Annotated in this window: 1 protein-coding gene; it reads left to right on the top strand. The window is 29.1% G+C overall.

All coding sequences use genetic code 11. The features are described 5' to 3' along the window. A partial coding sequence (locus tag ATCC51562_RS09670) for a hypothetical protein (RefSeq protein WP_035167740.1) occupies positions 1 to 544 on the top strand: 544 nt, incomplete at its 5' end. Between the last annotated feature and the right edge of the window lie 33 nt (positions 545 to 577).

Genomic DNA, 577 nt, shown 5'->3' with positions numbered 1-577 from the left:
ACAATATGGTGGAGTATATATATTTAATCAAAAATTTGTTGATGAGATAGAGAGAAGAGAAAAAGAAAGAGAAGATCTAGCCAAAAATTTAGGGGATAAAATAAGATCAAATCCTAGAAAGATAAAACAAGGTGATAAATTTATAACGATATATGATGTAGACATGACCTTGGTAAATCAAAAATTCCCTCAAACCCTCTCAAATGGTAAAAAATACTACACTCGTTGGATATATTATGAAAACCAAACTGGCAAAGAGGCCAAAGTACCAGAATTTTATATAAATAAGATAAAAGAATTTATTGGAGATGATTTTAGCAAACAAAGACCAGAATTGCTAATGCTTTATCTATATGAAGACAAAGATATGGCTATACCTGTAACGGTAAGAGTATCTTATACATATGTAAAGACCAGTTATGGTTTATATGGTGACGAAGGAAGGGGCTTTAAATTAAGTAAACAAAATTTTGTAACAAGAACTAGTAAAGATAGATTCATTCTAACAAACAACAAATTCATAAAAGCAAACAAGGACAAGTAAGTGCAAACTAAAAAATCAAATAAAGAGCTAATA

The sequence above is a fragment of the Campylobacter concisus ATCC 51562 genome, assembly GCF_000466745.1.
GTDB lineage: Bacteria > Campylobacterota > Campylobacteria > Campylobacterales > Campylobacteraceae > Campylobacter_A > Campylobacter_A concisus_B.
This window is presented reverse-complemented; position numbering and strand designations above follow the sequence as displayed.